29 protein-coding genes are annotated in these 25,923 nt (G+C 56.5%); 18 read left to right on the plus strand and 11 right to left on the minus strand.

The genetic code is table 11. The annotated features are described in order from the left end of the window. Nucleotides 1–141: 141 nt before the first annotated feature. The 6 genes from ACIGDJ_RS23915 (at nucleotide 142) to ACIGDJ_RS23940 (ending at nucleotide 4,908) form a co-directional block, all read left to right on the plus strand. Nucleotides 142–648: a hypothetical protein gene (locus ACIGDJ_RS23915; RefSeq protein ID WP_397479819.1), complete on the plus strand. Its 507-nt coding sequence runs from the start codon at nucleotides 142–144 to the stop codon at nucleotides 646–648. 110 nt (nucleotides 649–758) lie between these two features. Then, nucleotides 759–1,262, plus strand: a complete 504-nt coding sequence (locus tag ACIGDJ_RS23920) for a hypothetical protein (RefSeq protein WP_397479818.1) — start codon at nucleotides 759–761, stop codon at nucleotides 1,260–1,262. A gap of 465 nt (nucleotides 1,263–1,727) precedes the next feature. After that, complete coding sequence (locus tag ACIGDJ_RS23925) at nucleotides 1,728–2,678, plus strand: PoNe immunity protein domain-containing protein (protein ID WP_397479817.1); 951 nt, start codon at nucleotides 1,728–1,730, stop codon at nucleotides 2,676–2,678. 439 nt (nucleotides 2,679–3,117) lie between these two features. Further along, complete coding sequence (locus tag ACIGDJ_RS23930; protein ID WP_397479816.1) at nucleotides 3,118–3,639, plus strand: hypothetical protein; 522 nt, start codon at nucleotides 3,118–3,120, stop codon at nucleotides 3,637–3,639. 102 nt (nucleotides 3,640–3,741) lie between these two features. Further along, on the plus strand, nucleotides 3,742–4,248 hold the full coding sequence (locus ACIGDJ_RS23935) for a hypothetical protein (protein ID WP_397479815.1): 507 nt from the start codon (nucleotides 3,742–3,744) through the stop codon (nucleotides 4,246–4,248). A 3-nt stretch (nucleotides 4,249–4,251) separates the two neighbouring features. Further along, nucleotides 4,252–4,908, plus strand: coding sequence for a hypothetical protein (locus tag ACIGDJ_RS23940; protein ID WP_397479814.1), 657 nt, complete (start codon nucleotides 4,252–4,254; stop codon nucleotides 4,906–4,908). Nucleotides 4,909–4,965: 57 nt separating this feature from the next. Here the strand turns inward: ACIGDJ_RS23940 and ACIGDJ_RS23945 are convergent, their stop codons facing one another. Further along, nucleotides 4,966–5,157, minus strand: a complete 192-nt coding sequence (locus ACIGDJ_RS23945) for a DUF6124 family protein (RefSeq protein WP_397479813.1) — start codon at nucleotides 5,155–5,157, stop codon at nucleotides 4,966–4,968. A gap of 306 nt (nucleotides 5,158–5,463) precedes the next feature. Here ACIGDJ_RS23945 and ACIGDJ_RS23950 point away from each other — a divergent pair, with 306 nt between their 5' ends. The 10 genes from ACIGDJ_RS23950 to ACIGDJ_RS23995 all read left to right on the plus strand — a co-directional run bounded on the left by ACIGDJ_RS23950 (nucleotide 5,464) and on the right by ACIGDJ_RS23995 (nucleotide 14,137). Continuing rightward, on the plus strand, nucleotides 5,464–5,928 hold the full coding sequence (locus tag ACIGDJ_RS23950; protein WP_093429648.1) for a hypothetical protein: 465 nt from the start codon (nucleotides 5,464–5,466) through the stop codon (nucleotides 5,926–5,928). A gap of 86 nt (nucleotides 5,929–6,014) precedes the next feature. Further along, nucleotides 6,015–7,409: a TIGR01777 family oxidoreductase gene (locus ACIGDJ_RS23955; RefSeq protein WP_397479812.1), complete on the plus strand. Its 1,395-nt coding sequence runs from the start codon at nucleotides 6,015–6,017 to the stop codon at nucleotides 7,407–7,409. A 9-nt stretch (nucleotides 7,410–7,418) separates the two neighbouring features. Further along, on the plus strand, nucleotides 7,419–9,869 hold the full coding sequence (locus tag ACIGDJ_RS23960; protein WP_397479811.1) for an alpha/beta hydrolase: 2,451 nt from the start codon (nucleotides 7,419–7,421) through the stop codon (nucleotides 9,867–9,869). Next, nucleotides 9,866–10,375 (plus strand): hypothetical protein, encoded by a 510-nt coding sequence (locus ACIGDJ_RS23965; protein WP_312999802.1) that lies wholly within the window; start codon nucleotides 9,866–9,868, stop codon nucleotides 10,373–10,375. The genes ACIGDJ_RS23960 and ACIGDJ_RS23965 overlap by 4 nt, the downstream gene beginning before the upstream one ends. Before the next feature lie 86 nt (nucleotides 10,376–10,461). Next, nucleotides 10,462–10,917: a hypothetical protein gene (locus tag ACIGDJ_RS23970; protein WP_397479828.1), complete on the plus strand. Its 456-nt coding sequence runs from the start codon at nucleotides 10,462–10,464 to the stop codon at nucleotides 10,915–10,917. 4 nt (nucleotides 10,918–10,921) lie between these two features. After that, complete coding sequence (locus ACIGDJ_RS23975; protein ID WP_397479810.1) at nucleotides 10,922–11,293, plus strand: hypothetical protein; 372 nt, start codon at nucleotides 10,922–10,924, stop codon at nucleotides 11,291–11,293. Between the two features lie 19 nt (nucleotides 11,294–11,312). Then, entirely contained in the window at nucleotides 11,313–11,717 is a 405-nt protein-coding gene (locus tag ACIGDJ_RS23980) for a hypothetical protein (RefSeq protein ID WP_256589912.1), read from the plus strand. Nucleotides 11,718–11,727: 10 nt separating this feature from the next. Beyond that, the gene (locus ACIGDJ_RS23985; protein ID WP_312999826.1) at nucleotides 11,728–12,486 is read left to right on the plus strand and encodes a lysozyme inhibitor LprI family protein; all 759 of its coding nucleotides are present in this window, start codon (nucleotides 11,728–11,730) and stop codon (nucleotides 12,484–12,486) included. A 61-nt stretch (nucleotides 12,487–12,547) separates the two neighbouring features. Then, on the plus strand, nucleotides 12,548–13,636 hold the full coding sequence (locus ACIGDJ_RS23990) for a M48 family metallopeptidase (protein WP_101161661.1): 1,089 nt from the start codon (nucleotides 12,548–12,550) through the stop codon (nucleotides 13,634–13,636). A 63-nt stretch (nucleotides 13,637–13,699) separates the two neighbouring features. Continuing rightward, a complete protein-coding gene (locus ACIGDJ_RS23995; RefSeq protein ID WP_101161659.1) occupies nucleotides 13,700–14,137 on the plus strand; it encodes a hypothetical protein in 438 nt (145 codons plus the stop codon). A gap of 57 nt (nucleotides 14,138–14,194) precedes the next feature. Here ACIGDJ_RS23995 and ACIGDJ_RS24000 read toward each other — a convergent pair whose 3' ends face one another. Further along, nucleotides 14,195–14,557 carry a DUF6124 family protein gene (locus ACIGDJ_RS24000; protein WP_397479809.1) on the minus strand — a complete coding sequence of 121 codons (363 nt, stop codon included), beginning with the start codon at nucleotides 14,555–14,557 and terminating at the stop codon, nucleotides 14,195–14,197. A gap of 433 nt (nucleotides 14,558–14,990) precedes the next feature. On the opposite strand from ACIGDJ_RS24000, the gene ACIGDJ_RS24005 reads away from it, so the two are divergent. Then, on the plus strand, nucleotides 14,991–15,374 hold the full coding sequence (locus tag ACIGDJ_RS24005) for a helicase (RefSeq protein WP_016985803.1): 384 nt from the start codon (nucleotides 14,991–14,993) through the stop codon (nucleotides 15,372–15,374). An 89-nt stretch (nucleotides 15,375–15,463) separates the two neighbouring features. Here the strand turns inward: ACIGDJ_RS24005 and ACIGDJ_RS24010 are convergent, their stop codons facing one another. From ACIGDJ_RS24010 to exbB, 6 genes are all read right to left on the minus strand, one after another. Next, a complete protein-coding gene (locus tag ACIGDJ_RS24010; protein WP_397479808.1) occupies nucleotides 15,464–16,864 on the minus strand; it encodes an aminoacyl-tRNA deacylase and HDOD domain-containing protein in 1,401 nt (466 codons plus the stop codon). 79 nt (nucleotides 16,865–16,943) lie between these two features. Continuing rightward, nucleotides 16,944–19,019, minus strand: coding sequence for an ATP-dependent DNA helicase RecG (recG, locus tag ACIGDJ_RS24015; RefSeq protein ID WP_101161653.1), 2,076 nt, complete (start codon nucleotides 19,017–19,019; stop codon nucleotides 16,944–16,946). 9 nt (nucleotides 19,020–19,028) lie between these two features. After that, nucleotides 19,029–19,958, minus strand: coding sequence for a hydrogen peroxide-inducible genes activator (locus ACIGDJ_RS24020; protein WP_101161651.1), 930 nt, complete (start codon nucleotides 19,956–19,958; stop codon nucleotides 19,029–19,031). Nucleotides 19,959–20,173: 215 nt separating this feature from the next. Next, entirely contained in the window at nucleotides 20,174–20,920 is a 747-nt protein-coding gene (locus ACIGDJ_RS24025; protein WP_312999797.1) for an energy transducer TonB, read from the minus strand. Next, nucleotides 20,917–21,345, minus strand: coding sequence for a TonB system transport protein ExbD (gene exbD, locus ACIGDJ_RS24030; protein WP_397479807.1), 429 nt, complete (start codon nucleotides 21,343–21,345; stop codon nucleotides 20,917–20,919). The genes ACIGDJ_RS24025 and exbD overlap by 4 nt, the downstream gene beginning before the upstream one ends. Nucleotides 21,346–21,351: 6 nt before the next feature. Beyond that, nucleotides 21,352–22,305 carry a tonB-system energizer ExbB gene (gene exbB / locus ACIGDJ_RS24035; protein WP_101161646.1) on the minus strand — a complete coding sequence of 318 codons (954 nt, stop codon included), beginning with the start codon at nucleotides 22,303–22,305 and terminating at the stop codon, nucleotides 21,352–21,354. Between the two features lie 188 nt (nucleotides 22,306–22,493). On the opposite strand from exbB, the gene ACIGDJ_RS24040 reads away from it, so the two are divergent. Beyond that, nucleotides 22,494–23,351 carry an SDR family oxidoreductase gene (locus ACIGDJ_RS24040; RefSeq protein ID WP_101161644.1) on the plus strand — a complete coding sequence of 286 codons (858 nt, stop codon included), beginning with the start codon at nucleotides 22,494–22,496 and terminating at the stop codon, nucleotides 23,349–23,351. A 141-nt stretch (nucleotides 23,352–23,492) separates the two neighbouring features. Here ACIGDJ_RS24040 and ACIGDJ_RS24045 read toward each other — a convergent pair whose 3' ends face one another. The 3 genes from ACIGDJ_RS24045 to ACIGDJ_RS24055 form a co-directional block, all read right to left on the minus strand. After that, nucleotides 23,493–24,233: a hypothetical protein gene (locus ACIGDJ_RS24045; RefSeq protein ID WP_397479806.1), complete on the minus strand. Its 741-nt coding sequence runs from the start codon at nucleotides 24,231–24,233 to the stop codon at nucleotides 23,493–23,495. 65 nt (nucleotides 24,234–24,298) lie between these two features. Then, nucleotides 24,299–24,679 (minus strand): RidA family protein, encoded by a 381-nt coding sequence (locus tag ACIGDJ_RS24050; RefSeq protein ID WP_397479805.1) that lies wholly within the window; start codon nucleotides 24,677–24,679, stop codon nucleotides 24,299–24,301. 24 nt (nucleotides 24,680–24,703) lie between these two features. Further along, nucleotides 24,704–25,923, minus strand: a 1,220-nt coding sequence (locus ACIGDJ_RS24055; RefSeq protein ID WP_397504627.1) for a RelA/SpoT family protein, incomplete at its 5' end; no start/stop codon positions are given.

The following is a 25,923-nucleotide window of genomic DNA, read 5'->3' on the forward strand; positions in this document are numbered from 1 at the left end:
TCTGTCGCAGGCCCGTTCAGAATTGAACGGATCACTGAGTTTTTTACGGACGCCAAGGAATGGCGGAAATGGGGACAGACCACGGTTTTAGTAATTGCCCGAAAAACTTGGTCTGTCCCCTTTTCTATGGATGTGTAACTTATGAAATATTTTTTGCTGTTGATTGGTTTGCTACCCGGAATTGCATGGTCTTCTGTGGGAGATATCTGTAATCCAGAACAAGACTCGAAAAGTTTTATTTCTGATTGGAATCTTGGTAATAGTAAGACAAAAGTATTGTCAATGCAGGATGGAAAAGACTTTTTAGTTGATCACGGCAGTATTGTATATGCCGGTGACTTGAATAATGACGGTAATGACGATTTTATTTTTGAAGCGTCAACAGGCGTTGGTTCAAGTGGTGATCGAGTGTTTAGCTTCCTGCTTCAATGTCATGGCTATCTTAAACCACTCGGTGCTTCGTACTTTGCCAAAGTTGAAGTCCTGGAGCCGGAAAGTGAGCAAAAAAACGTTAAAGACATAAAAATTTATTCTTATAAACGAAACTCAAACGGGAGTATCCAGCGAAAAGGTGGTGAGACTCTGATGGCACCTCATATTTGGCACTTCAATCCTGATTCTCAAAAGTATGAGGGGGAGTCTGAATAAGGTAGCGGTATTCTGAAACCAAAAAAGGGAGCAGGTTTATTTTAATGCGCTCAGCGGCTTTGATTTTGGTGAGATGTTTAAATAAATCCCTCTCGTTATGGATAGTTTAAATGGGATTTTTCTGGGTGCTCGCGCTTTTTGCGAATACTGCCAACGCTGCCCCTGTAGACATATGTACTCCGGCAGATGGTGCTAAATATTTCTTATCCCAGTGGACGGAAGGTATACGTAATTTTGATTTGCTTTCTCGAATTGAAGATGAAAAATTTTCAATTGAGGAAGGAAAGGTTGTCACTAGTGAAGATATCAATGGTGACGGAGTGAAAGATTTTATTTTTCTTTCATATTCAAGTGCCGGGTCGAGCGGTGATTTTATTTATGAATTTCTAATTCAATGTCGTGGCTTTTTAAGAAACGTTGGTGGTGAGTATTTTGCTGATGTGAAGGTTCTCGATACTCATCCAAAAGATAGTCTATTTAGAGATATTAAAATCTACTCTTATAACAGGGATAAGCAAGATCAAATTATGCACAGGGATGGTAAGCCACTAACAACCTCTCACATTTGGCATTTTAACCCGGAAACTAAGCTGTATGAAGGTGAGTCACGGTAGCGCATAGAGAAAATGGACTGTTGTATTCTATGTAAATAGTTTGAATAAATTTGATAGATTTGTTTGTCGAGTGAAAGGCAGTGAAAAAAATGAGGGATCTAATCGTCCCTCTTTTTGCTGCATAAATAAATTTGTCCGCTCGTTGATAACAACTCTGCATTTTTTACTTGAGAGGTCGTTCATCGTTAACGAGTTTTGATAAATATGAAAAGTCATGCTTTTGTATTTTGCGTTATTCCCTTTCGCCGTCCACAGCGCAGTCACCAGCGAATCATTCTGCTTCGAACCATCCGTGTGGGAAATGGGGACAGACCACGGTTTTAGTAATTACCCGAAAACGTGGTCTGTCCCCTTTTTTCTCACTATGGTGAAGATGAGGTAAAGCAAGCTGTGAATAGGCGAAAAAAATCGCTGGCGAAAAGACATGGTGCACTAGATTCTTTGCGGCTTGAGGCTTAAACAAAAATGAATAGAAGGCAGCCGTTTATTACAGAGGCGTATTATAAAAACCTTGTGGGCTTTTATGATGCTTCGGAATCGTATTGGAGTACGCACAATCTGGAAGAAGATTTTCCAGGCCAGGAAGCATTTTTGAAAGCCTTTGAGGTTAAACAGGATTCTCTCGGCGCTTTGATAATCAGGTATACAGCTGGAGAACCTATTTCAGAGTTGTTTGAACCGCTTGAAAGAGTCGTGCGAAATTTTGAGTTGTATCAAAATGCCTTGGCTGAGTATGAGGGTGTGCCGAATATATCGCCACTAGATCTTGAAGATTCTCCAGCGGATTTTGAGGAGTTTGTTCAGGTGGCCAGCCTGTGCATCCTGTTGCATCGGAATGATCTATTGGCCAAGTTTGTAAGTTTGACAGATGCGGCAGGCTTTAATAGTGAGGATACGCTGTACGAAGATTTGCTACGTAAAAATTTGGCAGGGAGGGCTGATATAGATGAGTGGTTTCACCCAGTATATACGAAGCTGATCAGATCAATTTATGCCTCTAGCAAAACCGAGGCATCTAAGCTTTTAAATGAATATTGCGGTCAGTGGTATGAATCTTTTGGCGAACTCCAGGCGAGTTGGCACGACTCGCATTTAAGTATTGATGGTGATGATGGCAGCTACATTGGTTACTGGGCCTTTGAAGCAGGTGTTATTGCATTTCTTTATGGGATTGATGATAGCAAAATAGATCATATGGTTTATCCCAAGGACTTGGTTGAGTATGCTAGAAACTATACCGGGTCCAGCATCTCACAAGTTGGTCGTGTTGACTCGGGGCAGCCATGTAGTAAACAAGGTTATTGGTTTACTCCCGCGCAAGCTAACTCTCGGCGATATTTTAAACAGGGAGAAATTATGCCGAATGTAGATGATTCGCGATGGGGTGATACGATTTGGTATTGGTCAGGGGAGTAGAGGTTTAATAAATTAAATGGGTACAGACCACTTTTCAGGAGTTGTCAAAAAACGTGGTCTGTCCCCGGTTTCTTCAACATCCTGAAGAGCTTCGGTCTGCAACCTGGCATGGACAAGCTGACCGGTAAGTGAAAGCAATCTTGCGGTGCGCAAATAGAGCAGATCTGTTCAATGCCTGACTTGGAGAATCTGCTCAGCACGGCAGCAATTTAGCAGTCGAACGAATATGCTATACAAGCCCCGTTAATGGTGATCAGCAACTGGATACGGAAGCCTCTGATGCATGCCACTCACTTCTTATATGCCTTATTTACTTCAGCGCTAGGTAAAGGGACGGTAAAGGGGACGGATTTATTTGTTGCGCTTACAAATGCGATTTTGTACGGAACTAACCTTCCTCAAGGTGCCGTAAGGCCTGGCAGGAACACCTTTATTATAGATGTTTGATATGAAATATCTAAGTTTTTTTCTGATTGGTATTCTTCCTGGTTTAACTTGGGCTTCTGAGGGTGAGATATGCGATGTTCAGAAAGATTCAATAAGCTTTATTTCTGATTGGAAGGTTGGCGAAAGTAAGGTTAAGGTTTTTTCGACACAAGACGGCAAGGAGCTGTTAGTTGATCACGGAACGACCGTTTTTGTAGGCGATCTGAATAACGATAATATCGATGACTTTATATTTGAGGCATCAACGGGTGTCGGATCTAGCGGCGATCGGGTTTTTAGTTTTTTACTTCAATGTCACGGATATTTAAAGTTGGTTGGCGCTGACTATTTTGCGAAGGTGGAAGTGCAGGAGTCGGGAAGTGGGCAGGGGGGCGTTTTTAAAGATATCAAAATTTTTTCGTACAAGCGGGAATCAAACGGCAGAATCAAATACGAAGGCGGAGAGCCGTTAACTACTGCGCATGTTTGGCGATTTAACTATGAGTCTCAGAAGTATGAAGGGGAGTCAGAGTAGCTGGAGTTGACAAGCGGGGGTGAAATGGTGACAGGTCACGGTTTTAGTAGATACCCGAAAAGCGTGGTCTGTCCACTTTTTTTCTGTAAAAAGGCAGAAAATATGAGTAAATTTATTTTTTTGTATCTGTTAAGTTCGTTTTTGTTTGTGCATGCTAGTGATAGCGTAGTTGTGCAAAGTAAAGGTTGTGTCATGGAGGTAAATGAATCTCCTGGTGTTTTGTTTTTCAAGACTGATGATGATATTTCATTTGTTAAGTACAAATATAAAGATGGTAGAACAGAAAATGTAAAGATGAACTGCGTAGCGATGAGTTTTTCAGACGCGGTAGCTAGCGGCTTTGTACAGCAGGCCGACGGATTGAAGATTGGTACGGGAATGCAGCCGCTGTCAAAGGCTAGTCGTGTTTCTGGGGTTAATTGGTCCGGCTGGGAAGGAATATATTATTCTAATTCATACTGCTTTACTGCCGTATTGGAGGCTGGCACTGATCATGTTTTTATGATAGAGGCCTGTGGCGACGAAGAAGATGTTAAAACTACCAGAAAACGTATGCTGTCGTTACTTAAAGGCTCAAAAACTTATCATGTTGAATATGAAGGTGGATAGGTAATGAGTGATACAGGGGCAGACTACGTTTTAGTGTTGGACAGTGAATCATGGTCTATCCCTATTTTTGCTTTTGGATTATTTTTAATGTCGGTTTTTTCGGTGGCTCAGTCACAGCCTTCAAATATATGTGGAGTTTCAATCCCAGATATCCCAGGTTTTAAATTGAACGTAAAACTTGAAGATGGTATTTGCTATGGAGAACTGGTCTCGAACCTAAGCTTAAGGCCAGATATTTTGACAGAGGAAAATGTTTTTTTAATTGAGCCTGTTGAGTTTGAAAAAAGCTTGGCTGCATCTGGCCGCTTTGATAGCAATGGTAAATATAAATACAGCTACGCTGCTGATGAAGTTTTGCAACAAGGGTCAGAAACGGGAGAGGTGGATCTTGCTCATTCGTCAGCGTCGGGCTCCGCCGCAGTCAGAGTATTAATGTCGCCTTTTATGCTTTGGGACTCTGAAAAAGACAGAGCTGCAGCTGAGAGTAAGTACTCGGTGAGAACAAAGGGGCTGTGGTTCGACTGTTTCTATGGGTTGAAAGGCGTGAAAGGTGCAACGGTCAAGTTTTCTGCATGTGTGCCTAGGTCAAACCTCAAAAGTGATCCTAAGTTATCTGATATTAGATCTTCATTTGGGGCTATGACACCGAGCAAAAATTAGTAGATACAGCGGGGTAGGGGGACGGGCTGGCAACTTAATCCGTCCCCCTCGTTCCGTTTACGTTTTCGCTTCCTGCCTCGCCACTATCAACTCTTCCAGATGATCCAACGCACGTTCCACCATAAGCTGCGCACCATCGGTAATTCGGCTCAGTGCCAATGCCACCGAGCGGTTTGAGCCTTCGACATCGTCGGCTAATTTGGCAGCGATGGCGCTGATGGACAGCATGTCTTCGGAGGCGTTGGCCATGAGTGCTTCGGCGTCCGTGCCGGGGAGAGGCTAAAGAGGCCGGTTTCGCATGTCGTGTTTGTTCGGTGGGCAGTTTGACGTGGTGGTCGATGGCGCGTTCGGCGGCTTTGTGGAATTTCTTGGATTCAGCGATTCTATTGAATGTATTTGAGCAGGTGGCACTCAGTGAATGGAAATGCGTACAGGGGCATTCAGTTGAGCTTGCCCCAATCTTGTTTGAGGTGGGTGTTCGCATTCTGCACGACACTTCTATCACCGACATTGTTTGCTCAAGAGTCCACCTGCGAGTTTCATGACGTTCAGCCAATGCTGGAGCTCGTCAGCTGTGTCAGCAAGGGCGCAATTGAAGTCCTGAAATTTTCGCCACTTCATCAGTCAACTTATGAAGGTGATCTAGACGGCCTCCCCACGTTTATCGTGCGGGGTAAGGACCTCGCCGAAGTCACGAAAACCGTGGGAATGAGCTCTTTATCGTCGCCATACAACTTGCTCGTCAAGCTGCCGAATGCTGAGGCAATCATGCACTTCGATGGACTTCCTGAATCAGCCAGGACGAAATTGGCAATGGCAGGCTGGGTGCTGACGGATGCGCGGGATGTCGTGTATGGAAGGCAGGATGGCGGGGAAGGTCCGGGGATTGTATGCAGCACCCATGAAAAAGCGACCGGCTATGAATATGTGGTCGTGACGCAATGTAATGCCTTTTATGAGGAGGATATTGCTAGGTTGAAGGAGCTGCTCGTCTTGATTGACGCTCACTCAGTGCGATAGCGACAAAACGTATTGTGTTCGAGCGACTGAAAACCCCCATTTTCCTTTAAACTCCCCACCCCCAAGGAATGCGCTCAGGACACGGAATGCCAGCCCCCTCGAACTCCCTTCGCCCAGCATTCGTGCTCTGGCTATACGCCGCCGCAATCGTGCACATTCTCGCCGGTCTCACCCTGACCTGGGCCGGTCATTCCGGATTACTCGACGGCTACCTGCACAATCTCGAACTCGCATTCTGGGGCACCGACGCAGTACCCACCGCCGGCCACGAACAACAAGTCTGGTGGCTCGCGCTGTTCGGCGCGACGCTGCAAAGTTATTCGCTGTACATGCTCGCGCTGGTGCACATCGGCAATCGCTTGAAAGCCCCGGCGGTGTGGGGCTGGTTGATCGCCGGCATCCTGTTATGGGCGCCGCAGGACATGTGGCTGTCAGCGCAACAACAGGTCTGGTCGCACCTGTGGCTCGACGGTTTTGCGCTGCTGATGCTGTTGCCGCCGCTGGTCTGGCTTTATCGCCATGACCGCCGAAAGTCTCCTGCAGTAAAGACACCGAGCCAATCCAACCCGTTTGCTGATGGCGCCCACAAGCGAGTGCTAATCACCGGCGGCACCGGGTTCATCGGCGAAGCCTTGGTCAATCGATTACTCGACGCGGGCCATTCGGTCAGCGTACTGACGCGCGATCCGTTGAGCGCGGCCAATCTATTCAATGGCCGCATCCGCTGTGTGCATTCGCTCAGCGAACTCAGCCACAACGAAGCCTTCGACGTAGTGATCAATCTCGCCGGCGCCCCCGTCGCCGGGCCGCGCTGGAGCCCCAAGCGTCAGGCGCAACTGCTCGCCAGCCGAGTCGGCACAACCGAAGCACTGATGACCTGGCTGAAGAACACCAAGCAAAAACCAACGCTGTGGATTCAAGCCTCAGCCATCGGTTTTTATGGTGTGCGCGATGCCAGCGAAAGCCTCGACGAACGCGCCAGCAAGGGCGACGGCTTCATGGCCGAACTCTGCGCGCGTTGGGAAGCCGCCGCGCAACCGGCCACTGAGTTTGGCGTGCGTCAGGTGGTGCTGCGTCTTGGCGTAGTGTTCGGCCCGGGTGGTGCGTTGACGCCGTTGCTGCTGCCGTTCCGCCTGGGTTTCGGCGGGCGCATGGGCGACGGTCGGCAGATCATGAGTTGGGTGCATCGCGACGATGTGCTTCAGGTGATCGCGCGGGCTTTCAACGACGACACTCTGCGTGGCACCTACAACATGGTAGCGCCCGAAACGGTCACTCAGGCCGCGTTCGCCGAGCAGGCCGGCAAGGTCCTTAAGCGTCCGGTGTGGTTGCACATTCCTGCCGCGCCAGTGCGTGCAATGGCGGGGGAAATGGCGCAGCTGTTCTTCGACGGTCAGCGCGTGGTGCCGCAGCGTTTGACCGAGGCCGGTTACACATTCCGCTATCCAACCCTCGACGCCGCTCTGCGCGATCTGACCTGAGGATCGCTCATGAGCAAGCCCTTGATGTACCTGCTGGCCGGCAACGGTAGCGCTGCCGATTGGTGGGACGACGCGCTGCCACACTTCCAGCGCTACGACCTGGTGCCGCTGGAGTTGCCGGGCTTCGGCGCGAATCCGCAGCTGCCTTGCGAGGATCTGGCGGACTACGCGCAGACCTTGTTGGCGATGACTGAGCAGGGCAGCGCGATCATGGCGGTCGGGGTCAATGCCTTGCTGGTGCTGCATGCGCTGCAACGTCGGCCCGGGCACTTTTCGCGCAGTGTTTTGTTGGCGCCGGTCGGTGCGTTTTTGTGGCAGCGTCGATTGCCGGCGCTGATGTCACCGCTTCCGATCCGCAAGACCATCCACTGGCTGCTGTCGAACAAACCCACGCTGTTCGCGCGCAAGTTCTCCAACCAGACCTGGACGCCCGCGCAGTACCAGCGCATGGGCGCCGGCTATGCGCGCTGCCGTGCGTTTGTGCCGCACTGGGATCTGATTCGCGCCGACACCGCGTTGCCGCTGCTGGAGTGGATCACCGATCCGGTCGAGTTGGTTTGGGGCGATCAGGACGCTGTACTCGGGATCGAGCAAGCGGCAGCGTGGTCGGCGATTCTCGCCCGCGCCGATCTGAGCATCAGCCTGAAACCCGGTTGGGGCCATTACCCGTGGATCGACGCGCCCGCCGAATTCGCCGAGTGGCTGGAGTCGGGCGAGCGCGGGTTTGTCGCCCACACCAAGGGCGGGCGTTTGCGTCTGGCTGAACTGGCGCGGCAAGCGGTGCCGGCAGCGCTGACGCTCAACGAGTGCAGCGACCCGCGTCTGCCGGTATTTCTTGCCGCCCAACCTGATGTGATCTGGGCGGTGCGCTCCTCCAGTTATGGCGAGGATCAGGCCGATTCGGCGAATGCCGGTTTGAGCACCACCTATCTGCGCGAGCCGACCGCCAATGTGCCGAAACGCATCGCCGAACTGACGGCCGAAGGCGTCGAGGAAGTGGTGGTGCAGCGCTTCATCACCCCGGTAGTGTCCGGGATCGCTTTTGTGCGCCATCTCTCGGTAGAACTGGAATGGGTGGAAGGCCATCTCGAATCGCTCGCCGACGGTCATGTAAGCCCCTCACGGGCAACACTTTCGCGGCTCGGCGATGCGTGGCGCAGCGGCACGTTCACACCGTCCCACGGCTTGACCGAAGACCTGCTCTGGCGCTTTCTGCAAGACGTGCTGCGCGTGTTCCACTACGTGCCCGGCGACGTCGAATGGGCCTGGGACGGCGCGCAACTGTGGCTGCTGCAATACCGGCCAATCAGCGATTACGGCTGGCGCCGCCACCTGACCGCCGCCAACATCGCCGAGATCCTGCCGCCGCAACCGAGCGTGCTGGTGGAGTACGCCCAACGCCGCGCGGCAGCGAGTATCCCGGCGATCATGGCGCGTTGGGATGCGCGAGTGTTGCAGGACAACGAGCCGTTCACCGCTGTGTTCGGTGGCGCGTCCTATATCAACAATGATCTGTTTCTCGCCCGGCTGGCCGACTGGGGCATCAGCGCCGATAACTACGCTGGTGAAGTCGGTGGTGCGACGCCGCATTTGCCGTGGCAGCCACTGAAGATGTTGCGTTCGTTGCCGCTGTTTTTGCGCATGCAACGCAAGGCTCGCGGCCATTTGCTGAGCCTTGAAAATGGCTTGCAGCGCTTTGATCGGGAGCTGGCCGAACTCGTCGCCCAGAGTGCCAATGGCCAACAACTTGCGGACTGGTTCACCCGGTTTTACGTGTTCGTGGTGCAAGGCAATCTGTGCATCGCCACGGCACTGGCCAGCAGCGGTGGCGATTGGCTGGGCCGCCCGCCGACCGCGTACGACAACCTTGAAAACAGTCCTCACCGCTTGCCGTGGGAAACCGATCCGGCCACCCCTCGACCCGCGTCGAGTGAGCTGCCATTACAACCATTTCCGCAATGGCCAGGTCTGATCCGCCTCGCCCATTCGAGCGGCCTGCCGGGCTTGCGTGGCTACTACCTGCAAGTGCGCGAGTGGTATCGCGACAACCTGATGCGCATCTTCTTCCGTCTGCACCACGCCATGCCGCTGGCGGACCGCGAGCATTGGTTCGCGCCGCACCCGGATGTGCGCACCCGCGATGGCGGCTTTTGGCAGGACGGTCGTGAAGGTGCGGAGCAGGCCACCGGGTTCATGATTTATCCGGGGCAGGTGCAAGGCATCCTCGGCGAGGACATCTTGCTCGAAGACACCCTCGATCCGGGGCGACATGCGCATTACCAAACAGCGCGTGCGGTGATTGCGCGGATGGGTGGGCGCTTGTCGCATGGCTCGACGTTGTTGCGCGAATTGCGCAAGCCGTCGGCGGTGATGCCGCAGGTGGATCCGGCGTGGGTGGGGTGTGAGGTGTTGTATCGGGATGGTGAGTTGCAATTGATTAATTCGAAGGATACGAAGTGAAACGATTGCTGGTGTTATGTGTGAGCTGGTTGCCGATAGCGGTTATGGCGGCAGATGTTTGCAATCAGGAAACTGACTCAAAATATTTCTTATCGCAATGGTCGCAAAGCGGTGAACATCCGGAAGACATACTTTCCAGTCTTGATGGAAAAGAATTTTCTATCGATCCGGGCCACGTGGTTTTTCGCGGCGATCTAAATGGCGATGGCATCGAAGACTTCATCTTCAATTCCCGCGTCGGCATTGGCTCATCAATGGATAGCACATTTGCCTTCCTGATCCAGTGCCGTGGTTATTTGAGGTATTCGGGCGGCGATTACTTCGCCGGGGTCAAAGTTCTGGACGGCCCACCCAAGGGGGGAGGTGAGTTCAAGGACATCGAGATCTATTCCTACATCCGCGATAAGCGCGGGCAGATCCGCTACAAGGGTGAAAAGGCCATGACCCGACCACATCTGTGGCAATTCGACCCGCAGGCACAGCGTTATGAAGGGCAGGCTGAGTAAGCCGACGGTCCCCACTGCATTTACGGAGTTACTACGTGAAAGGATTTTCGATTCTTCTCGGCAGCTTGATATTGGCTGCCACGTCCATGGCATTCGCTGCCGATCCAGCCTTCAAGGATTACACCGTCACGCCAGTTTTCACCGGCCCTAACCATAAGCTGGTGCCGCAAGAGAACAGCAGCCCAATGATGGATCAGGCACGGGTGCAAGCCCTGAACGGCAAGGTCAACTTCGCCGGCCATTACATCCTGCACAGGCTCGGTTGTGGCGGCAGCGCCATTTGCGGCGAAGTGCTGGACGCCCAGACCGGTGAAGTGGTTGGCGGTCTGCCGAATGCTTACGACGGCAGCACGTTCGGCATGGTTTACAAGCCCGACAGCCGTTTGGTCATCGTTTCCGGCATCACGCTCGACGGCGAAGAAGATGCGCAGGGGAATGCGTTGGAAAGTGGTAACCGGGATCGTTACTACGAGTTTGTGAACAATGATTTTCGGCTGCTGAGCATGACCGACGTGGAATCGTCGCCGATGGATGAGGAGTGAGTGGATGAACGGGTTTTTGATTCGGCCTGTGCTGATTGCGCTTTTGTTTTTACCTCATTCGCTGCCCGCGACTGCCAGTGAAGGGAGTTGCTACGGCTACCTTACGGAGCTTGTCAGGAGCAGCGATTTTCCGTTTCGTTATGTCGGCAAGGACAAGGTCAATTTGCTGATTGACGAGGATGACGGTGAAGTAGTGCGCGCTCAGCTGTTTTTCGACACCGACGGCAGCGGCACGATTGGCTGGATCAAATACACCACGGCTATTCACGAATTGCTCAACACCTCGGCCGAGTTGGATGAGCCGGTGGCGTTGTCATTCGACACCAAGTTTGCGGACGGCTATGCAAAGTGCCTGGCAAAACAAAAGGCCGGCTAACGGCGGAAAGGATTTCTCAATGAATCAGCTTTTGTTCGCCGGGAGCGTGGCATGGTTGTTCTCTTCCCCAGCCTTCGCCGCGCCGACGGATGCTTACACCCAACGCGATGTCATGCAGTGTGGCGGTGTTGAAGTGGTGTTGGTTTCGTCCTGCCGATCCGTGACAGTGCAGGACACGGAAACCCACGTCATTCCGGTCTGCTCCGACCAGACCATCAACATCGGCGGCAAAGTGCTGCGGCGTGACATCGGCAAGGTTCTACAGCGTACGTCCGACGGTGCGAAAACGAAGATGCTGAACAACGTGGTCGTGGCGATGGATTGCGTGACAGGCAGCAAGGGCAGCCTTGTTTCGATCGGTGGATACGGCGGATGCGGTGCCTGCCCGGAGTGGCACGGCTATTACCTGCCAATCAGGGAATGAAAAATTGAACATGCTTGTGCGTTTTATCGCGTTGTCCTTTGGATGCCTGTTTGCCTCTTTTGCAATGGCCGAAGACGACTGCAAAAAAATCACCGTGAGCGCCCAGGTCGATCGGTGTGTGGAGGCGGCCCGCAAGGAAGCCGACACGCAACTCAATGCCAGCTACAAGAAACTGTTGGGACGGTTTGAGTCTCAACAGCGGCGCGACCCTGAGCAGGGTAAGGCGCTGGTCGCCATGGCCAGAGAATCCCAGCGCGCCTGGATCAAGCTACGCGACACCACGTGCCCGCTTGAAGCCACGGAAATCGAGCCTGGGGTGGCAGCGCATGTCACGACGATCAACAACTGCATGGCAAGACTGAGTCTGGAGCGTGCGGCTTACCTGGACACAATCGTCGCTGATGAGCCGGGTAATGTGGTCGATCTGAACAAGGTGTACCTTTCCGGCTCCCAGCGCTTTGGCGATGTCGTGGCACGTTATGTCAGCACCTTTGGCAGCCCATGCCTGACGGTCCAGATATTGGCGCCCAACGGCGGTTGGAGGGCGCTGTCCTCCAAGCGGTTTTGCAGTTTCGAGGGCAAGGCTTTTTGGACGGACTATGCCGATGCCGGGTTTGAGGATCATGTGTTTGCCGAGGATGGGTTGCACGTGACGCTCAGTTTGACTGAGCTTCGTGGGCTCGGAGAAAAGCGCCTTGCCTGTGTGATTCCGATCAACAACGAGCAAATCAAAGAGCTGAAGTGCGGCGCGCCTGAACCCGGTGCCTAATTGGACGAGCTCTATTGGGGCGTATTTGGACATCATTTGATTGAATCAAGGATTGAAGAAAGTGAAACGCGTATTGCAGAGCGTTCTCTGCGCTCTAACTTGTTGTGTCGCTGTACCGGGTTCTCCCGCGCTTGCTGCGCCCCAAGTCCTGAAGGAAATCTCGGCTAGCTTGCTGGGTGATGCATCACGGCAAAAGGTGTTTGTGCTGGCGGGTGATGCGGACGACGTTTCTAACCGATTGTTGATTGCGCCGGTACAGACACGTGACGAGGACATCTTGCTCGATACGTCGAAGGCGCTGCCTCTGATCAAGAGTCAGTACTCGTCTGCGCTTCAGGGTGTATTCAGCGTCCATGTACTTAAAGGTCGCCCCGGCGTCATGACTGTCATTGATCCGCAGGTTGAGGAAGCTGTGGTCAAGCAGCCGTTCGTTGAGGCAGGGGATTACATCGCGCTGGTAACCAGCGAGGAAGATAACGCGGTTTACAACTTCAACCTGTTGTTCGCCTTCAATAGAAGTTCAAGGCAGTTTGAGCTGAAAGCTCTGCTGGAAGTGGCGAACAACGACTCCTGTGACCGGTCGCTTGTCAGCGTAGTGCAGTTGCCGGTGCAGACATTGGGCACAATCACTCTGGCCTCTTTCGATGGACGTGAGGCGCTGCAGAAACTGCAGGTTGCTCGTACTGGCAGGATTGAGGGCGTTAGAAAGAAATTGATGACCGTCAATTCGGCTGATTTGCTGGATATGGCGCTGGCAGCCTACCGAAAGGGTGATGACTCTTCCTTCAAGGATACGATGAGCTACGCGTTGATGGGCGGTGGCTCGCATGACACTTGTCCCCCGGATAGCTATATCGTCGCAAAGTACTACTACCCGCAGCGTCCCGGCTGGTCCAACGACCTCGGTTTTCTGCTCGGCGAGGCGGGTTACTACGCTGAGTCGATTGAGTTGCTCAACGCAGTGATTGCTGACCACCCAAACAGGACGGTTGCTTACCTGAATCTCGCTGACAGTTATTGGGCCGTGAACGATAAAGAGCGGGCGGTGGCGGCGTACAAGCAATACGCATCGCGAATGTCTGAAGCGGGAAAAGCTTCGAAAATCCCGGCGAGGGTGGGTGAGCGCAGTGCTGGAGTCTCCAAGAAATGATCCGGCCCTATTCCCGTAAAGTTCGCACAAATGCACTTTCAATTGCCCATAAGTCGCTAAGGAATGATCGGTTTGAAATCGTCGTTTGCGTTTATTTCTGCGCTTCTTCTAATACCGCTGACTGCCCTAGGTGAGGTTACCACCGAGGTTTCCTGCTTCCGTTCGTTGGAAGGCAAGAACATCAATTTCGAGTTTCGATCCTATTACGACACCGTCTCACGGTGGAGCGGAGCAGGGGTCAAGTACACGAAGTCCCGAAAGGTCATTCCCCTTGTCTATCGGAGTGTCGAAGAGGAAGTCATGGCAGAGGGGCGGCCTTCTCAGTTCACGACAACTTGGGTAGAAGTGTCCGAAGACTCGCTGACAGGCGAATATGAAATGGTCAGCCAGGGTGCTCGAATTTACGGGATGACTTACACGAACTACAAATCCGGAAAGAAGTATTCATTTGAACAAGACATCACCATGGATGCATCTCCAGAGACAGGCTGTCGGTGGTAAGACAGGGATCATCGAGAAAGGGGACTCAACGCCCCCACTTTTCTTCCGCGAATCTCGCTAAGATTTGGCAGCCAGGTTCCGCACTTCAATATGGTCAAGCGTCCCTTCCACCATCAATCGCACCCCGTCCGGCATTCTGCTCAGGGCCAGTGCAACTGAGCGGCGGGAGCCATCTATGTCGTCCGCAAGATCCGCAGCGATGATGCTGATGGATAGCAGGTCTTCCGAGGCGTTGGCCAGGAGGGCTTCGGCGTCGATGTCCGGGTTCAGGCTGAACAAGCCTTCGCGGCGTGGGACCGGTGGATGGCCGGAGTTGCCCAAATGGTGATCGAGGACGCGCTCGGCGGCTTCATGTAGTTTTCTTGAATCGAAGGATTCGTAGGGGGAGGTGTCCTCGGTGTCGGTAGTTGAATTGGTCATCGGTGTAAATCCCTTGGAGTAAGAAGAAATTGCTCCCGAATTCGGACTTGCACATCCGGTCACCGAATACCCGATGACGCAGAAAGCCTATCGGTGATCTTCAAGCTCGCCTAGTTCATGGACAGCCCCGCACTTTGCAGGAAATTTCCCATAGATTCGCGGGCCGGAAGATCAAAAGATCGCAGGCTTCGCCAGCTCCTACAGGGATGTGTTTCAACAGGTTAGGAAAGGTGAGTGGTGAGACGCGGAGCGTCTCGGGATGCATTCCCACGCGGAGCGGGGGAACGATCAGTGGGCGAGCGCTTAATCGTGACTTGGCGGTCATCGTGCGGGAAATGGTCTGCATCCTCTTCCAATGGAGTCAGATACTGGCGTTATCATCCGAATCCCTTACACTGCCTCGGCCGTTCATTTTTCTTTTGAGGCTGTGCGCATGAAATTTCGTTTTCTTCTGTGGATGATGGGTTTGTTGATGGGTAAGGCCAGCCGGACAAATCCTGCGTTCCAGCAGCAGTTGGGTGACAAGGATCTGGTGTTTCAGCTACAGACGCTGGACGGGAAAGTGGCGCGGCATTTCGTGGTCAAGGATCAGCGCATCACCAGCAAGTCTGGCGTGGTGGCGGAGCCGGCGTTTGCGATTGCGTTTAAGGATGCCGGTTATGGCTTTGCGACGATGCAGGCAAAGAACAAGCAATTGGCGTTTATGCAGGGCATTCAGGACAAGTCGATCCAGCTCAAGGGTAATCCGGCGCTGGTAATGTGGTTTCAGGGGTTGATGAAGTATTTGGTGCCGAGGAAGGCTAAGCCTAAAGCTTGAGGTGGTCAGTTAGACCGAGTTGGATTCTTCGCGAGCAGGCTCGCTCCCACAGGGATTTGTGTAAATCCTGGGGGAGCGGGCCTGTTTTTTTATGCCTGGCTGAACTGCGAGGCCAGTTCGCGCAATAGGACTTCGGCTTCCAGGACTTTGCTGACGACGTCATTGGCTTTGTCGCGTGTCAGGCCGACACGCTCAAGCAGGGCGTCGGGAATGTCTTCATCCGGGCCGGAGCCAATCCCGCGACCGCGCAACAGGCGCACGGCCAGGCAGACGAGGTTCGGGTATTCGGCGTAGGCGCCGTCGTAGCTTGGGTCGTGCTGGAAGCGCAGGGCGGTGGCCAGCTCGTCGGGCATGTCCCAGTAGCGCATCAGCCACGAGCCGATCTGTTCGCGGCTGATGCCCAGCAAGTGTTGCTCGATGTAGCTGTGGCACAGGTGCGGGTTGACCTCCAGGTGGCGGCAGATCAGCGAGAAGTGCGGCGGGAACACGTGGGCCAGCAGCAGGTAACCGAAGTTGTGCAGCAGACCGGCCAGATAGGTCAGGCCGGCTTCCGGGCGCTGGGCGCGTGGCATGGCGCGGGTCAGGCCTTCGATGACGGCGGCGGTGTAGATCGATTGCTGCCAGTACGGTGTGGTGTGTTGCGGGTGGTCTTTCGGCAGGCTCAGGGTCTTGCCGAGGGCCAGGCCCAGCGCAAGGTTGATCACCAGATCGAAGCCGAGTACGCGGACGATCGCGTCTTCCACCGAACGAATCTTGCCCGGCGAGGCATAGTACGGCGACGCCGCCCAGCTTACTACTTGCGCAGCCAGCGCCGGGTCGGTTTCAACCACGCCGGTGATGTCGTCGATGGTGGCGTTGGGGTCGACGCGCAGTTTGATGATTTTTTGCGCGGTCTCGGCCAGCGGCGGAATCTCGATGGTCGCTTCCAGACGCTGCTGGATGCGCCGCGCGGTGAACGCTTGCACGGCCTGGGTGATTTCCTCGCGGTCATCGTCCGGGCGGTCGAGGTTCGGGCGAATGCTGCTCAGGGCTTCGCCGAAGTTGGCTGCGCTGGCTTTGGTCAGCATGGTCTTGATGTCTTCACTGCTGATTTCCAGCAGCAAGCCCGGCTCGCCGGAGTTGATCAGCAGCTTCGGCTCGCGCAGCAGGCTTTCTTCGTAGAGGCACGGCGAACTGGTCAGCGCCGGCAGCCCCGGCAGCAGGCTCAGGTTGTGTTTGCCGAGCATCTTTTCCAGGCGTTCGGTGGAGACGGCGGTCAGGCGCCGGCCGGTGAGTTCGGCAAGGCGATTGAGATCCAGCAACTGGCTCTGTGGAAACAGCACCATCAACGCGCCAACGGCATCGTCGAGTAACACGGCCTGGACCTTGCGCGAAGCATTGAGGCCGTGATGATCGAGCACTTCTTCGTAGGCGATACCCAGCTTGCCGAGCAACAGCCGAATCACAGACGGTGCGTGCGGGAGTTCGGGAGCGAGAGCTGCGTCAGTCATGGTCTGTATCCGTTTTTGAAACAATGGCAGGAGTATAACCAGCTTGTTCGCAAGGTTCTGTCAGAAACTGCGACCGTGCTCACACTTGGCCGTATTGCTGCCCATGCCGCAGCCAGCGGTCGAGCAACGGGCTGACGTGGGTCGGCCAGCGTTCCAGCAGGGCTTGCGCAGCGTCGCGCACAGCGGGCAACAGATCGGCGTCGCGCATCAGATCGGCAACCTTGAATTGCAGCAGGCCGGTCTGGCGGGTGCCGAGCATTTCGCCGGGGCCGCGCAGTTCGAGGTCTTTCTCGGCGATGACGAAACCGTCGTTGGTCTCGCGCATGATGCCCAAACGCTGACGGCCGATTTGCGACAGCGGCGGATGGTAAAGCAGCACGCAATGACTGGCCGCGCTGCCACGACCGACGCGGCCGCGCAATTGGTGCAGTTGCGCGAGGCCGAGGCGTTCGGGGTTTTCGATGATCATCAGGCTGGCGTTGGGCACGTCGACGCCGACTTCGATCACCGTGGTGGCGACCAGCAGTTGCAGGTTGCCGGCCTTGAATTCGGCCATGACCGCAGCTTTCTCGACCGGCTTCATCCGCCCGTGAATCAGCCCGACTTTCAATTCGCCGAGGGCGGCGGTGAGGTCTTCGAAAGTGGTTTCGGCGGCCTGGCAGGTCAGCTCTTCGGATTCTTCAATCAGCGTGCACACCCAATACGCTTGTCGACCCTCGGCACAAGCGCCGCGCACGCGTTCGATGACTTCAACGCGACGGGTGTCGGTGACCAGCACGGTGTTGACCGGCGTGCGCCCGGGCGGCAATTCATCGAGGATCGAGGTGTCGAGGTCGGCGTAGGCGCTCATCGCCAGCGTCCGAGGAATCGGTGTGGCGGTCATGATCAGTTGATGTGGGCACATGCACCCGCCAACGCCTTTCTGTCGCAGAGCCAGACGCTGCTGCACGCCGAAGCGGTGCTGTTCATCGATGATCACCAGCGCGAGGTTCTTGAACTGCACTTCGTCCTGGAACAGCGCGTGAGTGCCGACCACCATCGGCGTGCCGCTGGCGATCTGCTCCAGCGCGGCGACGCGGTTCTTGCCCTTGAGCTTGCCGGCCAGCCATGCGACGTCGATCCCCAGCGGTTCGAGCCAGCGCTTGAAGGTGATGAAGTGCTGTTCGGCGAGGATCTCGGTCGGCGCCATCAGTGCGACCTGATAACCGGCCTCTAGCGCTTGTAGGGCGGCGAGGGCTGCGACCACGGTTTTACCCGCGCCGACGTCGCCCTGAATCAGCCGCAGCATCGGTTCGTGCTGGCTGAGGTCGTAGGCGATTTCGTTGCCGACACGCTGTTGCGCGCCGGTCGGGTTGAAGCCGAGATTTTTCAGGTATTTCGGCGGCAGCCTGGTGGCTTTCGGCATGGCTGGCGCGCGCAAGGATCGCATGCTTTCGCGCAGACGCTGTTGCGACAGTTGATGGGTGAGCAACTCTTCGAACGCCAGACGATGCTGCGCCCAGTGATGACCGAGGGCGAGCTCATCGACATCGGCATCGGCGGGTGGGTTGTGCAGATAGCGGATCGCATCGGCCAGCGGCGCCAATTGATAGTCGCGGGCCAACTCGGTCGGCAGCCAGTCGGGCAGCGTGCTCGGCTTGAGCAGCGTCAGGGTCTGCATGCACAACTGGCGCAAGCGCTGCTGGGTCAGGCCTTCGGTGAGCGGGTAGACCGGTGTCAGGGTTTCGTCTACGGGCGGCGGTTCGTCGCCGGTGATCGCGCGGTATTCTGGGTGATAGATTTCCAGACCCGACGCGCCGGGCCGCGCTTCGCCGTAGCAGCGCACCCGCGTGCCGCGTTTGAGACCCTCTTTCTGCGCGTTGCTGAAGTGATAGAAGCGCAGACTCAGACCGCCGGTGCCGTCCTGCAAGCGCACGACCAGACTGCGGCGACGGCCCATGACCACGTCGGCACCGCTGACGGTGCCTTCGACCACGGCGTCCTGCCCCGGCCGCAATGCGCCGATCGGCACCACGCGGGTGCGATCCTGATAGCGCAGCGGCAGGTGGAACAGCACGTCCTGCAAATTCTCGAGGCCGACCTTGGCCAGCTTCTCGGCCATGGCCTCGCCGACACCCTTGAGTGCCGTCACCGACACTTGCGACAGCTCCGTCATGACGCTCGCTTAACCGGCCGAAACCGGCGCGGCAGGTTTGGCCACCGAGCACAGGCGAATGGAGTCGGCGAGGATCTCGATGGCTTTCGGCCGCGGGAAGCTGGCGCGCCAGGCGATCGCCACCGTGCGGAACGGCACCGGCGCGGTCAGTGGACGCACTTCAATCACGCCGGGGGCGTAGTGATGGCTGTCTACCGCGGACAGCGGCAGGATCGAGATGCCCAGGCCGGACGCGACCATGTGCCGAATGGTTTCCAGCGAGCTGGATTCCACCGTGGTGTGCTTGGCGCCGTCGTTGCCCTTGGTCAGGGTCGGGCAGGCTTCGAGCACCTGATCGCGGAAGCAGTGGCCTTCACCGAGCAGCAGCAGGCTCTTGTCGTTGAGCAGGCCGGCGTCGATGGACTCTTTCTTGGTCCACGGGTGCTGGGCCGGCATCAGGACGTAGAACGGCTCGTCGTACAGCGGCAGGGTCAGCACGTCGGCTTCGTTGAACGGCAGGGCGATGATGATTGCATCGAGCTCGCCATTGCGCAGTTTGTCGCGCAGCACGTGGGTGAAGTTTTCTTCGATGTACAACGGCATCTGCGGGGCGACCCGGTGCAGTTGTGGAATCAGATGCGGGAACAGGTACGGGCCAACGGTGTAGATGGCGCCGACTTTCAGCGGCGCGGTCAGCTGATTCTTGCCGGCCTGAGCCAGTTCGCGAATGCCTTGGGCCTGTTCCAGGACTTTCTGCGCCTGAGCGACGATGCCTTCGCCGACCGGGGTCAGGCGCACGGCGCTTTTGCTGCGCTCGAAAATCAGCACACCGAGTTCGTCTTCAAGTTTTTTCACGCCCACCGACAGCGTCGGCTGACTGACGTGGCAACGCTCGGCGGCGTGGCCGAAATGCTGCTCTTGGGCGAGGGTAACGATGTAGCGTAATTCTGTGAGGGTCATAGCAAGCGTCCATGAAGTTGCGCGCCAAGCATACCGGCTGCAATCGATAGACGCACGTTATCAGACTGAGGGCTGAGTGCGACACCGGGCGATGTGGGTTTGCCGCTCGTGAATAAGGAGAAAAGCAAAAGATCGCAGCCTTCGGCAGCTCCTACATTTGGAAATGCGATTCCCTGTAGGAGCTGCCGAAGGCTGCGATCTTTGGATCTTGCTCTTTAGCGCCGACGTTCGAGGGAATAAACAAACGGCGCAACAATTTCGATCGAGCCGTTGTTCAGCATGTCCGCCGGCGGCTTGGGCAGCGGTTGGGCACGGCGGATCATGTCCAGGGTGGCCCGGTCCAGATCAGCGTTGCCGGAGCGGCCCACCAGTTCGAACGACAACACATTGCCTTCGCCATCAACCACGAAACGCAGACGATTCAAGCCTTCCTTGCCCCGTGCCTGTGCGCTTTGCGGGTATTTCTTGTACTTCTGCAAATGCGCGAGCAGGGTGCCTTGCCAGCTGGCCTTGGCCGCCAGTTGCGCTGGCGATGGGCCCGGTGCCGGCTGGGCGGATTTCTCCGTCGGTGCCTGGGTCGGCTGAGTGTCGGCCGGTTTTTCCTCGGAAGGTTTCTCTTTCGGCGGATCAGGCAGCTTCTTCTCGATCGGCTTCGGCGGTTTAGGCTTTGGCTTCGGCTTGGGTTTCGGCACCGCGATTTCCGCTTTTGGTGCTTCAGCCAGTTTCGGAATCGGCAACTCTTCCACCGGAGCCGGTGGCTGCGGCGGTGTGACGACTTTCGGCGGTGCCGGCGGTGGCGGGGCAGGTAACGGGGCCAGCTCGACCATCATTGCCTGCGGCGGCAATTCGATGGGCGGGCGGGCAGTCCAGTTCAGCGCCAGCGCGATGGCCAGCGCATGCACGCCCAGCACCACGGCCAGGCTACCGCTGTAACGCGTCAGCTTATGGCGCGTCGTGATCATTTCTTGGCTGCCGTCTCGAGACCTACCAGACCGATCTTCAGGTAACCGGCGGCGCGCAGGCTGTCCATCACGCTCATCAGGTCACCGTAGTCCACGCCTTTGTCAGCCTGGAAGAAGATGGTGGTGTCTTTCTTGCCCTGAGTCTTGGCGTCGAGGGTGGCGCCGAGTGCTTCGGCTTTCACTTCGTCGTCACCGAGAAACAGGCGCTGGTCAGCTTTCACGCTGAGGAACACCGGTTTCTCAGGCCGCGGCGCCGGTTTGGCGGTCGAAGCGGGCAGGTCCACCTTGATGTCCACGGTGGCCAACGGCGCGGCAACCATGAAGATGATCAACAGCACCAGCATCACGTCGATGAACGGCGTGACGTTGATTTCGTGGTTCTCGGCCAGATCGTCGTCTGCGCCTTCTTTCAAATGCAGGCCCATGGCCGATTACCCCACTTTAACCATGTGCGGCTGCGAGCTGCGCTCAGGCTGGTGGTCAAGGTCGCGGCTGACCAGCAGCAGCACTTCTGCCGATGCGTCGGAAACCTGCGCCTTGTAACCGGCGATGGAACGAGCGAACACGTTGTAGATCACCACCGCAGGAATCGCGGCAACCAGGCCCAGTGCGGTGGCCAGCAGCGCTTCAGCGATACCCGGCGCGACGACGGCAAGGTTGGTGGTCTGGGTTTTGGCGATGCCGATGAAGGAATTCATGATGCCCCACACGGTACCGAACAGACCTACGAACGGCGCGGTTGAACCGATGGTGGCGAGGACGCCGGTGCCGCTGCTCATGTTGCGACCGCAGGCAGCTACCAGACGCTCGAGGCGGAAGCTGACGCGTTCCTTGATGCCTTCCTTCTCGCGGCTGTTGACCGACAGGCGCATCTCTTCGAGCGCATCATGCACCAGCACGTTGGCGAGTGTGCCTTCCTTGCCGGCCGTGGCGCTGGCTTCTTTGAGGGTGGTGGCTTTTTTCAGTGCGGCAATTTCGCCTCGCAGACGACGCTTGGCGCCCATCAGCTCGAAGCCTTTGGCGATCCAGATGGTCCAGGTGATGATCGACGCGATGGCCAGACCGATCATCACGATTTTCACGACGATGTCGGCGTTCTGATACATGCCCCATGGCGACAGGTCATGGGCCATGCCCAGGGTGTTGTCGGCTTCGAGGACTTCAGGCGCTTCGGCCGCATCGACAGCCTGCACCGGATCGGTGGCGGCGGGTGCAGCCGGAGCGGCAACGGGTGCGCTCTGTTCGGTGGCGGTTGGGGTTGCTGGCGCTTGAGCGTCGGCGAAGGCGGCGGTCGGTGCCAGCATCAGGCTGAGCAACAGAGCCGCGACAGCGCTCCAGGCGCGAGGTCGAATGGTTGGCGAAGCGGGAGTTTGATTACGTGTCATGCTGGCCGGACCTGAGATAGAAAAACGTTGTTGCTCTTCCAGGCCTCGTGAGGCCGAGAACAAAAGTGGCCTGCATTATTGCAAGTAATTCTTGTTAACAAAAGTAATAGAGTAACTTTTTTTCCTTCATTGCTAGCCGTTCGTCCTTTGCCGGAGCTAGTCTGTGCCTTTCCGATAGGAGTTTTTTGATGTCCGCGCCTTCTGTTTTGATTGCCGGCTGTGGTGATGTCGGCAGTCGTCTGGCCACGCAATTACTGGTCGCTGGCTGGCAAGTCCATGGCCTGCGCCGGGACGTTTCCAAGCTGCCGGAGGGTGTCATCGGCGTCGCCGGCGACTTGTTCAACGAAGAATGTCCCGCTACCTGGCCGGTGGGGGCTGTGGATTATCTGGTGTATTGCGCTGCGGCCACCGACCACGATGAAGAGGGCTATCGCAAAGCCTACGTACAAGGCTTGCAGAATGTCCTGAGCTGGCTGGATGACTACGGGCAAGCGCCTGAGCGAGTGATTTTCGTATCCAGCAGCAGCGTGTATGGCCAGCAGGACGGGGCATGGGTCGATGAGACTTGCGAGACTGTCGCGACCGGTTATTCAGGTCGCTTGATGCTCGAAGCCGAGCAGGTTGCGCTCAACAGCGGCATCCCGGCGAGCGTGCTGCGCCTGACCGGCATTTATGGCCCCGGCCGCGAGTGGCTGCTGACTCAGGTGCGTCGCGGCTACCGCGTCGCCGTCGAGCCGCCGCTGTATGGCAATCGTATTCACGCCGACGACGCGGCGGGTCTGCTGGCGTTTCTGCTGGAGAAAGACCGCGAGGGCGCGAAGTTGGAACAGTTCTACATTGGTGTAGACGATGCGCCAGCGCCGTTGGCCGAAGTGGTGGGCTGGCTGCGCAAATATCTGGGTGTGACTGAATGGGCGGAAGACGCCAGCGTGCGCCGTACCGGCAGCAAGCGTTGCAGCAATGCGCGGGCGAAAGCGTTGGGCTGGGTGCCGACTTATCCGACCTACCGCGAAGGCTACGCGGCGATTCTTGAGGGTCGCTGCTGACCTCCAAACTTCACGAAACAGCTGTGGGAGCGAGCTTGCTCGCGAAGAGGGCTTAACATTCAACATCTACGTTGGCTGTTTTACCGCGTTCGCGAGCAAACTCGCTCCCACATTGGATTTGCTGCAATCCCCGAGGCGGGGTCACTGCTTCTCCAGCAACCACTTGCGCTCACCCGCGGCGAACTGCGGTTGCTCATCCGCCAGCGCAGCGTTAACTGCCTGCAGAATCTCCAGCTCTTTGCCCTTGCGCACGAAGATCCAGTTATTGCCCTGACCATTGAGCTGCAGCCACATGCTGTCGTTGCCGTTGCTCATCGACGCGCAATCGCCAGCCAGGCACAAAGCATAACGATCAACGCCCGGCAGGCCTGTCACCTGGCCATCGGCTTGAAACTGCACGGTGCCGCCTTCGCCCTGACCGCTGGCGATGGTCCAGTTGCCGCCCAGATACGCCGAATACAGCGCGCGCTCGAAGCTCGCACCGATCGGCGCGCCTTCAGGCACCGGGATCTGTGCGCGATCGAAGATTTGTTCGGGTTCGTTATCGCTGGCGGCTTGCTGCAGGCGTCCGCCGTCGCGTTTCAGTTCGCTGGCGGAGCTGCCATAAAAGTCGACTTTCCAGGCGCCGGACTGTTCGCCGAGCAGCCGCCCTTCGACGTTCTCGAAACCGTTGGTGTAGCGGGCCTGACTGGCCTTGGTGTTGACGTCCCATTCCAGATTCGGGCCATAGGCCTGAAGCGCTTCGCGCAGGGGGCCGCCCTTGGCGGCGGCATCGATCGCCACCTGGTTGATCCAGGTGCCGCTGATGTCACGGTCGGCAGGGTCGCTGGCGCAGCCGCCGAGAAACAGGGTGAGCAGCGAGAGAGCTAGCGCTTTGCGCATGGTGGAATCCTTTCAAAACCTTTTCTTGCGGCAGTCGGCGCGGCGTGAAGGCCGCGCCGTGCGCTTCACTCGATGACCAGAATGGCATCCATTTCAACCTGCGAACCCTTTGGCAGGGCCGCCACGCCGATTGCGGCGCGGGCCGGGTATGGCTGATCGAAGTACTTGCCCATGATCTCGTTGACCTTGGCGAAGTGGCTCAGGTCGGTGAGGAAGATGTTCAGTTTGACGATGTCCTTGAACGAACCGCCGGCGGCTTCGGCGACGGCTTTGAGGTTCTCGAAGACCTGCACGGTCTGGGCTTCGAAGTCTTCGACCAGTTCCATGGTTTTCGGATCCAGCGGGATCTGGCCCGACATGTAAACGGTATTGCCTGCCTTGATCGCCTGGGAGTAAGTACCGATGGCGGCCGGGGCCTTGTCGCTGGTGATGACGGTTTTGGTCATGTAGGACTCCTTGTAATGGGCAGGTTATGCACGCATGCGGGTGATACGGATCACCCCGGTCAAGGCGCGCAGCTTCTTGATCACACGGGCCAGGTGCACGCGGTCGTGGACGCTGACCACCAGTTGCACGACGCTGATGCGACCATCGCGTTCGTCCATGCTGATTTTCTCGATGTTGCCGTCGGCCGCGTTGACGCTGCTGGCCAGCAGGGCGATCAGGCCGCGCTGGTGTTCCAGTTCGACGCGCAGCTCGACGTTGAATTCGCCGGTGACATCCTTGGCCCACGAGAGCTGGATGCACTTTTCCGGGTTGTGCCGGATTTCGCTGATGTTGCGGCAGTTGTCCAGGTGCACGACCATGCCTTTGCCCGCCGACAGGTGGCCGACAATCGGGTCGCCAGGGATCGGCGTGCAGCACTTGGCGTAGCTGAGCACCAGACCTTCGGTGCCGCGAATCGCCAGCGGGCCTTCCGGGCTTGGCAGTTGCTCGCCTTCGCCGAGCAGGCGACGGGCGACCACGTAGGCCATGCGGTTGCCCAGGCCGATGTCTTCGAGCAAGTCTTCGATCAATTCGAGGCGGTACTCGGTGAGCATCGCCTTGACGCGTTCGGCCGGGATTTTCTCCAGCGAACTGTCGAAACCGTTGAGAACCTTGTTCAGCAAACGTTCGCCGAGACTGATGGACTCGGAGCGGCGCTGCAGTTTCAGCGCGTGACGAATGTGCGTGCGCGCCTTTCCGGTAACAACGAAGTTGAGCCATGCCGGGTTTGGCCGGGCGCCGGGTGCGCTGACGATCTCGACCGTGGAACCGCTCTGCAGCGGTTCGGACAGCGGTGCGAGACGACGATTGATGCGGCAGGCGATGCAACTGTTGCCAACGTCGGTGTGGACTGCGTAGGCGAAGTCGACTGCAGTGGAGCCTTTCGGCAGCTCCATGATCCGGCCTTTGGGCGTGAACACATAGACCTCGTCCGGGAACAGGTCGATCTTCACGCTTTCGATGAATTCCAGCGAGTTGCCGGCGCGTTGCTGCATTTCCAGCACGCCTTTGACCCACTGGCGGGCGCGGGCATGTGTGCCTTTCGGCTGCTCATCGCCGCTGGACTTGTACAGCCAATGCGCGGCGATGCCGTTGTTGGCCATCTCTTCCATTTCGCGGGTGCGGATCTGGATCTCGATCGGTACACCGTGCATGCCGAACAGCGTGGTGTGCATCGTCTGATTTTCTTTTTTGTTGTTTATTT

Origin of the sequence: Pseudomonas sp. NPDC079367, from assembly GCF_044542195.1 — a bacterium.
Lineage (GTDB): Bacteria > Pseudomonadota > Gammaproteobacteria > Pseudomonadales > Pseudomonadaceae > Aquipseudomonas.